Source organism: Pseudomonas sp. JV449 (assembly GCF_032424295.1).
Classification (GTDB): domain Bacteria; phylum Pseudomonadota; class Gammaproteobacteria; order Pseudomonadales; family Pseudomonadaceae; genus Aquipseudomonas; species Aquipseudomonas marginalis.
In genome coordinates this window covers 553,567-567,339 of sequence record NZ_VYKD01000003.1, presented here as the reverse complement: position 1 = coordinate 567,339, position 13,773 = coordinate 553,567, and the positions used below count along the sequence as shown (strand labels likewise).

The following is a 13,773-nucleotide window of genomic DNA, read 5'->3' as shown; positions in this document are numbered from 1 at the left end:
TTCGACTTGCCCCTGATGAGGCCCTAATCCACCACGCTGAATTCGAGCCGGGCGGTCTGGCCGGCTTCGTCGAGGACGCTGAGTTGGTAGCGGCCCAAGCGCTCGAAACTGGCATTGATGCTGTCCTGGTTGGCGCTGTCGCCCAGGGGGGCGCCGTTGAGGAACCACCAGCGCCGGCCGCTGCCGCCCAGGGCGGAAAGCTTGAGGCGCAGGGTTTGCTGACTGGCGGCGGGCAGGCGCAGTTGGTCGCCTTCGCGCACGCCGACAATCGACAGCGGCGAAGACGCCGCCAGCGCCGGTGGTGGGCAGTCGGGGTCGGCGGCGGGAATCCGCGCTTCACGGCGCTCGATTCTGGGCAACCATGGCTCCAGGGGTGCGGGCCACAAGGCGATATTTTTAGACACAGCGCCAGGGCAATGGGCATCCACCCTCAAGCCCTTGGCGTTGACCCAGACGCTTTCCATCAAGCCGACGCTCAACGGCTGATCCAGCGCCTGCAAGGTCGGCGGCGTGGTGTTGTCCAGGGTCCAGGCAAAGCGCTGGCGGCGGCAATTCGGATCGCTGCGGTTCATGGGCTGGCCCAGCGGCCAACAGATCGCCGCCACGCCGACATTGGTCGGCACCGCCACCACCTGCGCGCTGATGCCGCGCTGGCTGTCGCGATTGGTCAGCACGTCATGCACCTGCAACATCAGCGGCGCCGCCGAGGCCAAACCGAACTGCCCCGGCACCGGCGTGCCGTCCGGGCGACCGATCCACACACCGATCAAATAGCGCGGCCCCACGCCAATCGCCCAGGCATCGCGAAAACCGTAGCTGGTCCCGGTTTTCCAGGCCAGGACCGGGCGCTGCACCAGCTCGGCACGCGGGTCGCGATCAGGCCGCGCCTGGCCACTGAGGATGCGCCGAATAATCCAGGCGGACCCTGGCGACAGCAAGGGCCGCTCTCTCAGCGTATCGTCCGGCTGTAATCGAAGGGTGGCGCTCCTGCCGTCGCGGGCAAAGGCGCTGTAGCCGCTGACCAGATCCTCCAGGCGGCTGCCCGCGCCGCCGAGGATCAGCGCCAGGTTGGGCTCGGCCAACGCCGGCAGGGCCAATGGCACGCCGCCGATGCGCATCTGCGCGGCAAACCGCTTGGGCCCGTAGGCTTCCAGCAACTGCACCGCCGGCAGGTTCAGCGAACTGGACAGCGCCGTGCTCGCCGGCACTGCGCCGGTAAAGCCCATGGAAAAGTTGCCCGGCCGATAATCGCCATAACGCCGGGGCACGTCCTGCAACAGCGATTCGGAGTGAATCAGGCCCTCGTCCAGGGCCATGCCATACAGGAACGGCTTCAAGGTAGAGCCCGGCGAACGCAGCGCGCTGATCATGTCCACGTGGCCAAAGCGCTTCGCGTCGTTGATGTCCACTGACCCCAGGTAAGCGCGCACGGCCATGTTTTCTTCTTCCACCACCAGGATCGCGGCCGAGGTGTATTCCGGCAACCGCGCACGCCAGCCCAGCAACAGGTCTTCAAGACGGCGTTGCAGGGTGGCATCCAGCGTGGTGCGAATCAGCGGCGGGCTGTCCGGACGGTTAAGGCGGCGGGCAAGCAGCGGCGCCAGGCTCGGCTCCAGGCGCGGGGCGAGCAGCAACGGCTCCTCCAGCGCTTCGTCGACGGCCGCTTGTGGCCACACCTGGAACTCGGCGAGGCGGCGCAGTACTTTGTCGCGGGCCTCCTGGGCGCGCTGCGGGTGGCGATCCGGGCGCAGGCGGCTCGGCGCCTGGGGCAATACCGCGAGCAAAGCGGCTTCGGCGTGGGTCAGTTGCGCCGGGGACTTGCCCAGGTACGCCCAGCTGGCGGCCGCCACGCCCTGCAACGTGCCGCCGAACGGTGCGCGGTTCAGGTACAGGTTGAGAATCTGTTCCTTGGACAGGTGCCACTCCAACTGCGCCGTGCGCCACAGTTGGCGCAACTTGCCGTGGAAGGTCCGCGAGTGAGGATCCAGCAGACGCGCCACCTGCATCGACAACGTACTGCCACCCGACACCACCCGCGCGCCCGTCAGGTTCTGCCACGTCGCCCGCACCAGCGCCAACGGGTTAACACCGGGATGCTGATAGAACCAGCGGTCTTCGTAGGTGAGCAGTGCATCGAGGTAATACGGCGACACTTCGCTGGTTTGCACCGGGTAACGCCACACACCGTTGGCATCGGCAAACCGCCACAACGGCGTGCCATCCTCGGCCAGCACTACCCGCGCCAGGTCGTCCCTGGGCAACGGCAACGGCCAGATACGATCGGCCAGCCACAGCAGGGCAATCATCAAGACCAGGCTCGCCAGGGTCCAGCGGACAAGTAAACGCAAATTCAAGCGGGCAAACCTCTATGCTTGTAGGGAACTAGCCTGTTGCAATAACAACCAAAGGCACAGATACGCCCACCTTCTTATCAGGACACACATATGCAGGTAGAAAGCTTTTTCGAATGGTTGGGCCAGGCGCTCGGTTCCGTCATCCGCTTTATCGTCGACGGGCTCAGCGGATTGTTCGGAGCCTTGACCCACGCCGGCGGCAACTTTGTCGAAGGCCTGTCACGCACATTGGGCATGGACACCTCGATCATCAGCATCCTCACCCTGATCGTCGGCCTGCTGTTTCTGTACTCAGCCGTACGCGCCTTCATGCGCGCTTCGATCATCTTCGGAGTGATCTGGCTGATACTTGGCCTGTGGCTGCTCAGCTGGGTCGTCCACTGAACCCAAAAACACCCAGCCACTGTAGGAGCGAGCTTGCTCGCGAAGGACGTCAACGATAACGCTGACATCCGGAATAAACGCGGTGCCCTTGCGTTCTTCGCGGGCAAGCCCGCTCCTACAGTGATCAACCGTCAAATTTCAGCGTCCCTTGATCACCAGATCCGCCGGCGTCTCCCCCACCGCCTGCCAGTTCGGCCGATACATCGACTCCACCTGCGGCGGTGGCACGCGGTAAGTACCCGGTGTCACGGCACGGGCCAGGTACAGCAAGTGCGTGGTGCCATCGCCGTCAAGGTTGATGGCCGCCACGTAACGGTCATCACGAAACTCCTGATGCTTGAGCGCCGCGTTCTGCATCGACTCACGCCACTCCTTCACCTGGCTGCTGGCGTTTTCCAGGCTGGCGGCACTTTGTGCCAGGTTCTGGTTTTCCAGCTCCAAGCCCGCAGGCAACAGATCGACCACCAAGGCATCCGGCACGCGCTGCCTGGCGCTCACGGCCAGGTGCACCAGCACCAGATCGCCGCTATTGAGGTTGCGCAGGTTCAGCGGTTGGCCATTCATGCCCAGGTATTCCCGGCGGATGCTCAGGTTGTCGCCACCCGGTGCCGGTGGCACCTGGGGATAACCCGAGATCGTCAATTGCTGGTAGACCGGCACATCGCCCTGATTGGTCAGGTTCAGATCGCCAGAAAGCAGCTTGCCTTCCAGGTCCAGCGTCGACTGTTGATTGTTCAGCTCATGTTCCCCACCGCTGCCATTGAGCAGGACCTTCCAGGCAGACTCGGGCTGGGCGAACCCCAGGCGCCCGGCCAGGAACAGCGAATTGCGCTCCTGGGTCGACAGGTACGGGCTGGCCGCCAACTGATCGGACAGGCTAAACAAGCGCTCCTCACGCTTGCCCTTGGCCAAGTCGTTTTCTTCCAGCAATGCCAGGATCATCGCCTGGTCGCGCAGCGGGCTGCCGTAGTCGGCCAGCCATTCCTTGGCGCTGCGTTGCGCCGCCAGGCCGGCCAGCAAGGCTTGATCCGCACGGGGCTGGTCACCCATCTTCTGTAATGCGATGGACAACTGCACCAACGGCAACCCGGAACGCGCGTCGCTGCGTCGCTCGAAAATACTGCGCAGCGCCCCCAACGGCGCCTGCTGACTGCGCGCCAGTACCATGCCGGCGTAGGCCTGCACGGCAAAGCGCGTGTGGTCAGCGTTGTCGCTGTAGTCGACTTCGATCAGGTTGCGCTCCTGCACATAGCGCAGCAGGCGCTCGCTGGCTTTTTTCAGCGCTTCGGGTGGTACAGCGAAGCCCTGGTCACGGGCACGCAACAGGAAGTCGGTGACATAAGCCGTCAGCCAATATTCCTCTTCGCCATCGGCGCCCCACAAACCGAAGCTGCCGTTGTAGCGCTGCATGCCCAGCAGGCGTTCGATGCCCAGCTCGATCTTGCGTTTGCGCTCGGCATCCGGCTCGCCCTTGATGCTCAAACGCTTGAGCAGCGCGTCGTCGGCGTACAGCGACGGGTACAGACCACTGGCGGTCTGCTCCAGGCACCCATACGGGTAGGCCTTGAGCGCCGAGATCTGCGCACCCAGGTTCAGCGGCGGCCGGCTCGACAGGCTCAGCAGCGCCTCACGCCCAGAGGCATCGAATTGATCCAATGCGCCGGCGGGCAAGCTCCACGGCTCGCCCTTGAGCACCGCGCGGTAATGCTTGAGCAACGCCGGGTAGGCCGGGCGCACGCCCAGGGTCCATTCGCGGCTGAACGGCGGCAGGTTCTCACCGGGCAGGTCCAGGCCATTGACCGTGACCTTCACCTTGCCTTGACCCAAGCCACCCCAGGCTTTCACCGGGATACGCAGGGTGGTGCGCTGGCCTTGCTTGAGCTCGACGCTTTGCGCGCCGCTGTTGACCAGCTCCAATTGCCCTTCGGCACTCAGTTGCAGATCGAGTTTCTGCGCCTTGCCCGACAGGTTGGACAGGTCCAGGGCCAACGTCGTCTGGTCACCGCCGGCGAGGAAGCGCGGTGCCGATAGCTCGGCCACCAGCGGCGCGGCGATCAAGGTCTTGCCTTCGGCCATGCCGTAGCGGTCATCGCTCCAGGCCTGGGCCATCAGGCGCAATTCGCCGTTGAAGTCGGGGATGTTGACGCTGACTTCACCCTCGCCCTGCTCATTCAAGGTCACCGGTGCGCTTTGCAGGGCGACGATGGTCACACTGGTGTCCGGACGCTTGCCGCCCTTGGCCAGCGCGGCGTCGCCCCCAAAGGCCAGGCTGGCCAGGCGGCCCTGCCCGGCTTCGATCAACTGGCCGTAGATATCGAACTGGTCCACGCCATAGGCCTTGCGGCCGAACAGGCTGGAGTACGGGTCCGGCGTCGGGTATTCGGTGATATTGAGGATGCCCACGTCCACCGCCGCCACCAGCACGTGCACCTGTTTCGGCACGCTGCCATCGGCGTTTTTGGCGGCGATCTTCACCGTCAGCGGTTGTTTGGGGCGCATTTTTTCCGGCGCGGCCAGGGTCACGCCAAGCTTGCGCTGGGTGCGATCCAGCGGCAGATGCAGCAGGCCTACCGCGCGCTTGGGAGTGATATTGGCTTTGCGCTCGCCGGGACGAACCACCAGGGCGCTGACGTACAGGTCATGGCGCGACCATTTCGGATCAAGCTTCACGGCAAAGCTTTTACCTTCGGCCGGCACGTCGATTTCCTGCCACCACAGCGGCCCTTCGGCGGATTCCACCAGCAGGTAGCCTTTACCGGCAGCCGGCGGCGTGACCGTGACGTTGGCGGTGTCGCCGTCGCCATAGGCGGGTTTATCCAGCGCCAGCTTGACCTGATCGGGCCGCACGGCGCCGCCTTCGGTGTTGTCCTGGGCCTGGTAGCCGGCCCAGAAGCGCAGGCTGCTGACCAGGCCGGTCTGCGGGTCTTCGACCTCGACGCGGTACGGGCCCCACTCCACCTGGAAGCTGACCTTGGCAGTATCGCCGGCCTTGATGCTCAGGGTCTGTTCATCGAGGTTTAGGAATTTCTCGTTGTAGTGATAGCTCCAGCCATCGCTGTCGGAGTAGTTCCAGTAGTAGTCACGGCGCTCGCGTACCAGGCGGACCTTGAGGTTTTGCGCGGCGAGTTTCTGCCCGTCCTGGTTGGCCAGCAGCACTTCGAATTCCGCCGGGCCGTCGCCATTGGTTTCCTTGCCGTCAAACAGGCCACGCAGGCCCGGCAGTTGCTCGGCCGGCCAGATCGGCTGCACCAGGCGCCGGGTGATCGGCCGTCCGCCCGACTCGTGCAGGCTGGCTTGCACGATCAGTTGCAGGGGAGATTTGGCCTCCGCCCATTTGCTTTCCAGGGTCAGTTCTTCCTGGCCCTTGGCGTCGAGCACGCTTTCGTCCAGCTCGAAGTCCTGGCTCAGTTCCTCTTCGGTGACGGAGCCGAATTGATAGCCCGGCAGCGACTTGACCGCTTCGCGCAGGGGGCGCACATAGACTTGCCCGCTGACGCGGTTGCCCGACGCCGGCGCACCGTAGAGGTAGCGACCGTTGACCTTGATCACCGGGTTATCCGCCGGGCTCAATGCCGTGTCGCTGCCCCTGAGTTCCAGCGCCAGGCGCTCGGGCAGGAAGTCTTCGACGAGGAACTCATACAGCTGCGGCTTGCCATCGCCCAGGTCGAACACCAACTGCCAGCGGCCGGTCGGTGCTTCGCCGGCCAGTTGCAGTTGATATTGGTAGAGGCCCGAGGCATCGGCATCCCAGACAAACTTGCGGCTCACCTGTTCGTCCGGGCGACGCACTTCGACGCTCACCGGTTGCGGCTTGACCGCGTTGCCGTCCTTGTCCCGCAGCAGGGCGTTGAGCAGCACGGTTTCGCCGGGGCGATACAGGTCGCGCGGGCCGAACACAAAGAATTGCAACGGATGGGAAGGTTGGCCGCCGATATCGAACTCGGCCAGATCCAGCGCGGCACTGTCCAGGCGCAGCAGACTGGTCTGCTCACCCTGTTTGGCCAGCAGCACCTGGGCCTTTTTCGGCAACGGCAACTCAGCGTGGCCGCCCTTCTCGGTCTTGCCCTGGCCCAGCACACGGCCGTCGGCATCGAGCACTTCAAGGTCGACGCCATCCAACGCCTTGCCACCTTCCAGCGCCTGGGTAAACACATCCAGGCGATTGGCGTAGCGGTGCACCGACAGGCCGATATCGCTCAAGGTAAACAGCGTGGCCGGTTGCGAATAGTTGTAGGTGCCCGAAGCGCGCATCACCGCCAGGTACACGCCCGGTTGCTGCAATTGCTTGAGGCCGGCGATCGGCAGCAGCAGGGTTTCACGGGTATTGCGCGCCGGGTTCAGGTCGAAACGGCCGCCGTAGACCAGGTCGGCCAGCGGCAGCAGTTCGCGGGATTCATAACTTTGCAGGCTGGTATTGCGCCCCCACTGTGCCAGGAACGACGGCAGGGATTCGGGCTTGATCCGGAAGAATTCAACGTCGATCTTGTCGACGTTCAGCGCGATCACCGGCAGGCCTTCGGCCAGGCGCGTCGGCAACAATGTGCCACGGCTGGCGAAGCCGACGGTGGCTTGCAGGTCACGGGTTTCCAGGCGCGCGATGTACTCGGCGGCGAGCGTGTTGGCGTTGACCGCCTTCACCCCGGCATCCACCGTCAGCACCAGTTTGCGCTGGGGCTCCAGGTGGCGCAGGCGCAGTTCCATCAGGTTATCGGACAGCTCCCAGGCGCCATCGACCTTGCCGGACTTGCTGTCGACCAGATGGAGTTTGTCGGCAAACTTCTGCTCCGGATCCAACGGAATGGAAAAACTCACCGACAAGGTGCTGGCCCCGTCCAACTGCACCTCGGACACGTCCACCACACTCAACTCACGCCCGGCATAGCGCTGCTTCAGCGCCGCCACATCCACTGCCGCCTTGGCCGGTTTCGGCGCTGCCGCCACGGTGGGCGCAGGCGGTGCTGCCGGTTTATCGGAAGAATCGCAGGCGCTCAGCAGGGCCAGCGCGCAGGCCAGGAACAATCCTTTGTTAAGCATGGGGCACTCGTAGTCAGAGGGAACCGAGGGGTGAACTATATATCAGCGCCGGCCAAGCCGATGTGGCGCTGGTCACATTGACCGACGGAGGGTGAGTTGGTTCTCAACGGTCTCAAGTCCCAGCCAAATCCCACGGACATTGGGCCCCATGCCACATTGACCCTGTTGCGTTGCCAATGGCCGGTTACAATGCCGCTCCCCCAAGGAGCCTGCATGTCCACCTTACTCACCGACTGGCGCGACCGCCCTACCCATCGCCGCGTATGGGCTTTGGCTGCGCCGATGATCCTGTCGAACATTTCGGTGCCGCTGGTGGCGTTGGTCGACAGCATGGTCATCGGCCACCTGCCCCACGCCCACCAACTGGGCGCCGTGGCCGTCGGTGCCAGCTTGTATACCTTCCTCGCCTGGGCCATGGGTTTTCTGCGCATGGGTTCCACCGGTTTCGCCGCCCAGGCCGCCGGGCGCAAGGACGGTGCGGCACTGCGGCAAATCCTGCTGCAAGGCTTGCTGCTGGCGCTGGGGTTGGCGATGGTGCTGGGCACCGTCGGCATTCCGCTGAGCCATCTGGCCCTGGAATGGATGCAGCCTTCCCCTGAACTCAATCAACTGACCCGCGAGTTCTTCCATACCCGTCTGTTCGGCCTCCCCGCCGCCCTGGCCAGCTACGCGCTGGTGGGCTGGTTCCTCGGCACGCAAAACGCCCGGGCGCCATTGGCAATCCTGTTGACCACCAACCTGGTCAACATCGCCCTGAACCTGTGGTTTGTACTGGGCCTGGACTGGGGCGTGGTCGGCTCGGCCCGCGCATCGGTGATCGCCGAATGGACCGGCGCCCTCCTCGGCCTTGCCCTCACGCAAAAAGCCCTGCGCGCCTACCCCGGGCATATCGCCTGGGCCGCGTTGAAACGGTGGCAAAGCTGGCGCCCGTTGCTGGCGGTGAACCGCGACATCTTTATCCGCAGCCTGGCGCTGCAGTCGGTGTTTTTCATGATCACCGTGCAAGGCGCGCGATTGGGGGATGCGACCGTGGCCGCCAACGCCCTGCTGCTCAACGGCCTGCTGCTGACGGCCCATGCACTGGACGGTCTGGCCCACGCAGTCGAGGCCCTGTGCGGCCACGCCATCGGCGCCCGCGACCGCCACTCACTGCGCCGTTCATTGGTAGTTGCAGGTGGGTGGTCGCTGATCGCAAGCGTCGGTTTCGCGCTGTTATTCACGGTTGCCGGGCACCTGTTTATCGCCATGCAGACCGACATCCCCAGCGTGCGCGACACCGCCGATATCTACCTGCCGTATCTGGCGCTGCTGCCGTTGATTGCGGTGGGGAGTTACCTGCTGGACGGCCTGTTTATCGGTGCCACCCGTGCGCGTGAAATGCGCAATGGGATGCTGCTGACGTTATTGCTAACACTGCCGTTTGCCTGGGCGTTGCAAGGCTTGGGCAATCACGGACTGTGGATCACTTTCCTGCTGTTCATGACGTTGCGCAGCCTGACCTTGGGCGTCATCGCCTGGCGGCTCAAACGCCAGGACCAATGGTTCAACTGACCCCACCTGTTAGTTCTGACAGGTTACAAACCGACATTCCAAGCGTTGAATGGTCAGGGATCTACCCTTTCATATATGCATGGAGAGTCGGATATGAACATCACAAAAACCCTGTGGGTTGCTGCGATCTGCACATTGGCAACCCTAGTCGGATGCACCAATGGGCAAGGGCCCAACAACATCGCCGGGATACAACGGATCGAAAACAAAACAGCGTTCGCACTCGTGGTAGCGCAAGGGACTGAGATGCATCAGCTTGCCCCCGCAACGTCGATTGACCTGGAAATAAACAGCGCAAATATCACAATAATGCGTGTCAACAGCGTGGGAACTATTGACCGAATAGTCATGAGATACAACCCAGGCCGGTGCGCAGTCGCACATTGCCTCGAACTCAATTGACCTGAGCCAACGCCTTGTCAGCTCACTGCCCGGCGGTGGACTCGATAAACCCCGTCACCCGATCCAGCACCGGCGCCAGCCAGCACAACGGCTTGGCGATGGACGCGACCAATGTCGCGTGGCGGGTTCGGGTGAAATAAAACACCTCGACCGGCCCCCCCGCTTCCCGCAGTTTTTTCGCCAACCCACCCGTGTTGCGGGTGGGGTTGACGAGCGTGTCATCGGTCGAGGCAATCAACAGGCTTGGCGGTGCATCATGGCTGACATGGTTGATCGGCTGCGACTCCGGCGGTGAGTCGGGGAAGAAGAACACCGGGCGCACGTCCTGGTTTTCAATCGGCAAGAAGTCATAAGGCCCGGCCAGGCCGATCCAGCCTTTGAAGATCGACGGCGCCAAGCCCACTGCCTTGAGCCAACGCCCATCCAGCGCCAACATCGCGGCGTTATAGGCGCCAGAGCTATGGCCCATCACGTAAAGCTGCTTGGGATCTGCACCGTATTCAGCGCTGTGGTTGACCGCCCACGCAACGGCCTGGGCGCCATCCTGGAGAAACGCGGGGTAACGCACCTGCGGGTACAGCCGGTAATCGGCGATCACCGCCACAAAACCTCAGCAATAGCAGTGTTCCAAATGTGGGGTGGGCATGCCCCCGATGGCCATAGGTATCTACACAACTCTTAAAGGCTGACACATAACTCTGTGGTGAGCGGGCTTGTCGAATCGTCGCACCGCCCCTTCCACAGTTGGATGTGTTTCAGCTCAGCTTACGAGGACAAGTACGACGACCGCGTCAACCCAAGGCGCAAGGCATCAAGGAACTGGGTACGTTCCGACGCGGAGATCTTCGCGCTCGCACACTTGTCACGGTAGTGCGTCATCAACTCCTCCGGCGACAAGTGCACATAGCGCAGCATGTCTTCGATGGTGTCGTGGGTCTCGATCCCGGCGCTGTACACCGAACCGTCTTCGCGCTGGTAGATGTTCACCGAGTCGGTGTCACCGAACAGGTTGTGCATGTCGCCAAGGATTTCCTGGTAGGCGCCGACCAGGAAGATGCCCAGCAGGTAGTCTTCGCCTTCGTTCAAGGCGTGCACCGGCAGGCTGGTCTCGATGCTCTGCTCGTCGACGTATTGCTTGATCTTGCCGTCGGAGTCGCAGGTCAGGTCTTGCAGCACGGCGCGGCGCAGCGGCTCTTCGTCGAGGCGGTGCAGCGGCAGGATCGGCAATACCTGGCCGATGGCCCAGGTGTCCGGCAGGCTCTGGAACACCGAGAAGTTGCAGATGTACTTGTCGGCCAGCTTGTCGTTGAGTTCGTCCAGCACCTGGCGGTGCGAGCGCTGGCGGGCTTTCAGCGAGTTGTGCAGGCGGCGGCACACGGCGAAGTAGCACTGTTCGGCCAGGGCTTTTTCGGCCAGGGTCAGTTTGCCGTCGGCGTACTGGGTGGCCACGTCGCTCATGTAGTGGGTGGCGCGCCAGTAGGTTTCGGTGACCATCTCGATGTCGGTCGGGCCCAGCAGGTCTACCAGCCACTGCACGGTTTCCGGCAGGCTTTCCTTGTTTTCGATGGTCGGGATTTCGTCGTTGTGTTTCTCGACGTCGGTCACCTGCACCACCAGCATGGCGTGGTGCGCGGTCAGGGAGCGGCCGCTTTCAGAGAAGATATTCGGGTGCGGCAGGCTCTGCGCGTCGCAGAATTCCTTGAGCATGCCCACGACCACACCGGCGTAGTCGTCCATGTCGTAGTTGATCGAGCTGGCGTTACGCGAGTGAGTACCGTCGTAGTCCACGCCCAGGCCACCGCCGACGTCGATGTGATCCACCGGCAGGCCGAGGTTGCGCAGTTCGCCGTAGTAACGAATGGCTTCCTTGAACCCGTGCTGGTAGTCGGCCAAGTTGGCGATCTGCGACCCCATGTGGAAGTGCAGCAGGCGGACGCCCTGGTCCAGGCCCGCCGCGCGGAAGCGCTCGACCACCGACAGCAGTTGCGCCGCCGACAACCCGAACTTGGACTTCTCGCCACCGGTGTCCGCCCACTTGCTCGACGCCAGGGAAGACAGGCGCACGCGCAGGCCCACCTGTGGCTTGACCTTGAGGCTGGCGGCCTCTTCGATCACCAGTTCAACCTCGGATTCTTTCTCGATCACGATAAATACGTTGTGGCCGAGCTTCTGGCCCATCAGCGCCAGGCGGATGAACTCGCGGTCCTTGTAACCGTTGCAGACGATGGTGCCGCCCTTCGGCGCCAGGGCCAGCACGGCCAGCAGCTCAGGCTTGGAGCCGGCTTCGAGGCCGATGGAAACATTCTGGGTGGCGATGATGTTCTCGATCACCGCTTCCTGCTGGTTCACCTTGATCGGGTACAGTGCGGTGTACTTGCTCTGGTACTCCAGGCGCTCGATGTTGGCATCGAAAGCGCCGGTCAGCTGGCGTACACGGTCTTGCAGGATGTCGGGAAAACGCACCAGCAGCGGCAGGGAAAGGCCGCTCTTGCGCAGCTCGTCCACTTGCTCGTAGAGGTCGACGGGTGTGCTGTTCGGGCCGTTCGGACGGACTTCAACGCGACCGGCATCATTGATCGCGAAATACCCGGCCCCCCAATGGCGAATCCCGTAAACACTGCGGCTGTCCGCAACTGTCCATTGGCTGCCATCGTCTTTGCGTGTGCGTCGTACGGACATCGAAGTCCCCTATAAATGAAGGCGAAGGCGCCACCTCTCGTTCGAGGCTGGCGCAGTCTAAAGAATGAAAATGACGATTTGCCTGTAAGCAAGGTAGACCCCACTCGCAGGACAGAGTTTAGACACAGGTTGGGAAGAGGCTTTCAGCCGCCGGACTTCTTGGCCTTGTAACCCAGCCTGATCAGCTCGGCCAACAGCAGTTCGACGTGATCGCCCTGGATCTCGATGACACCGTCTTTCAACGCGCCACCGGTGCCACAGCGCTTTTTCAGCGTGGTGGCCAGTGCCTTGAGCGGCTCTTCGGCCAACGGCACGCCGGTGATGGTGGTCACCGTCTTGCCGCCACGGCCTTTGCTTTCGCGGCGCACGCGGGCAATACCGTCGCCTTCGGGGATCAGGGTCTGTTTGCAGGTACACGAATCCACGGGCTGACGACAGTCCGGGCAGTGTCGACCTGCGTCGGTGGAAAATACCAGGCCGCCGAGGGCGGCGAAGGATGCGGCTTTTTTGGCCACCGGCAATCCTCTCGGGAGGACAAAGACTGATCGGCCTCCGCTAAGGGACGACCGACCGCGAAGCCCCACTCAGGCAGGGGCAGCGCTACCGAGCCGCCAAGGCTGATCCCCACCTGTAGGAGCGAGCTTGCTCGCGAAAATCGTCAACGATGAAGCGTGCATTCCGAATGCACGCGGCGTTCTTGAGTTTTTCGCGAGCAAGCTCGCTCCTACAGTGATCCCAGGGTGAAACAATGGCGGTTCGGGTGAAAAGTCGCGCAGTGTAACGGCAAAAAGCCCACTTGCTAAGAGCCAAATGGCGCCAATTTATGCAGCTTTAGCGACGCGAGGCCAGATAGCGCCGCAAGCCCTCCTGGGCGTCCGGGCAGTAAGGCTTGTGCTCGGCTTCCTGCAGGACCGTTTCTACGGGCAAAAAGCGCGCCTCCATGACTTCTTCAGGCTGCAGGCGCAATGGCCCATCCCAGATCGCCGAGTAGGATTTGCACCAGAGCCGACTCTCGCCATCCTCAAAGTAGAAATGGTCATGCTCGGTCAGTTCCACCCCGCCAACACCCAGTTCCTCTTCCAGCTCGCGGGCCGCAGATAAGGCGTAGGACTCTCCCGCCGCGACCATCCCGCCCGCCGCCGTATCCCAGAACCCCGGGTACAGGGCCTTGCTCAGGGTGCGCCGATGCACGCACAGCTCACCCTTGGAATTGAACAGGAAGATAAAGGTGCAACGGCCGATCAGGCCGCGCTGGCGCAAATCGGACCTGACGAGGTGGCCGAGCAGGTTGTCCCGCTCGTCGACCCAGCAGATCAGTTCGGCATCAGAGGCCGCACGGTGCGCGGCCTCGTTTTGAGCTGCGTCCATC

The 13,773-nt window shown here is 63.1% G+C and carries 7 protein-coding genes and 1 pseudogene; 2 read left to right on the top strand and 6 right to left on the bottom strand.

Annotation, left to right across the window (positions count from 1 at the left end; translation table 11 throughout):
* Positions 1–23: 23 nt before the first annotated feature.
* On the bottom strand, positions 24–2,354 hold the full coding sequence (pbpC, locus tag F6S08_RS03905) for a peptidoglycan glycosyltransferase PbpC (RefSeq protein ID WP_083244880.1): 2,331 nt from the start codon (positions 2,352–2,354) through the stop codon (positions 24–26).
* A gap of 90 nt (positions 2,355–2,444) precedes the next feature.
* On the opposite strand from pbpC, the gene F6S08_RS03900 reads away from it, so the two are divergent.
* Complete coding sequence (locus tag F6S08_RS03900; protein WP_027607987.1) at positions 2,445–2,738, top strand: hypothetical protein; 294 nt, start codon at positions 2,445–2,447, stop codon at positions 2,736–2,738.
* Positions 2,739–2,876: 138 nt separating this feature from the next.
* On the opposite strand, the gene F6S08_RS03895 is transcribed toward F6S08_RS03900, so the two are convergent.
* Entirely contained in the window at positions 2,877–7,772 is a 4,896-nt protein-coding gene (locus F6S08_RS03895; protein ID WP_315871298.1) for an alpha-2-macroglobulin, read from the bottom strand.
* A 213-nt stretch (positions 7,773–7,985) separates the two neighbouring features.
* On the opposite strand from F6S08_RS03895, the gene F6S08_RS03890 reads away from it, so the two are divergent.
* Positions 7,986–9,323, top strand: coding sequence for an MATE family efflux transporter (locus tag F6S08_RS03890; RefSeq protein ID WP_065925554.1), 1,338 nt, complete (start codon positions 7,986–7,988; stop codon positions 9,321–9,323).
* Positions 9,324–9,747: 424 nt separating this feature from the next.
* Here the strand turns inward: F6S08_RS03890 and F6S08_RS03885 are convergent.
* From F6S08_RS03885 to F6S08_RS03870, 4 genes and pseudogenes are all read right to left on the bottom strand, one after another.
* Positions 9,748–10,335, bottom strand: a pseudogene (locus tag F6S08_RS03885) (alpha/beta hydrolase); the annotation flags it as partial.
* A gap of 155 nt (positions 10,336–10,490) precedes the next feature.
* On the bottom strand, positions 10,491–12,404 hold the full coding sequence (gene speA / locus F6S08_RS03880) for an arginine decarboxylase (RefSeq protein ID WP_315871297.1): 1,914 nt from the start codon (positions 12,402–12,404) through the stop codon (positions 10,491–10,493).
* Between the two features lie 143 nt (positions 12,405–12,547).
* Positions 12,548–12,919, bottom strand: coding sequence for a translation initiation factor Sui1 (locus F6S08_RS03875; RefSeq protein ID WP_027607992.1), 372 nt, complete (start codon positions 12,917–12,919; stop codon positions 12,548–12,550).
* Positions 12,920–13,235: 316 nt separating this feature from the next.
* Positions 13,236–13,772: an NUDIX hydrolase gene (locus F6S08_RS03870; RefSeq protein WP_065925557.1), complete on the bottom strand. Its 537-nt coding sequence runs from the start codon at positions 13,770–13,772 to the stop codon at positions 13,236–13,238.
* Position 13,773 lies beyond the last annotated feature (1 nt).

What these genes read in the sequence shown, in the direction of transcription:
- F6S08_RS03870 (WP_065925557.1), bottom strand. Translation starts at nt 13,772, where the DNA reads ATGGACGCAGCTCAAAACGAGGCCGCGCACCGTGCGGCCTCTGATGCC.
- F6S08_RS03900 (WP_027607987.1), top strand. Translation starts at nt 2,445, where the DNA reads ATGCAGGTAGAAAGCTTTTTCGAATGGTTGGGCCAGGCGCTCGGTTCC.
- F6S08_RS03890 (WP_065925554.1), top strand. Translation starts at nt 7,986, where the DNA reads ATGTCCACCTTACTCACCGACTGGCGCGACCGCCCTACCCATCGCCGC.
- F6S08_RS03895 (WP_315871298.1), bottom strand. Translation starts at nt 7,772, where the DNA reads ATGCTTAACAAAGGATTGTTCCTGGCCTGCGCGCTGGCCCTGCTGAGC.
- speA (WP_315871297.1), bottom strand. Translation starts at nt 12,404, where the DNA reads ATGTCCGTACGACGCACACGCAAAGACGATGGCAGCCAATGGACAGTT.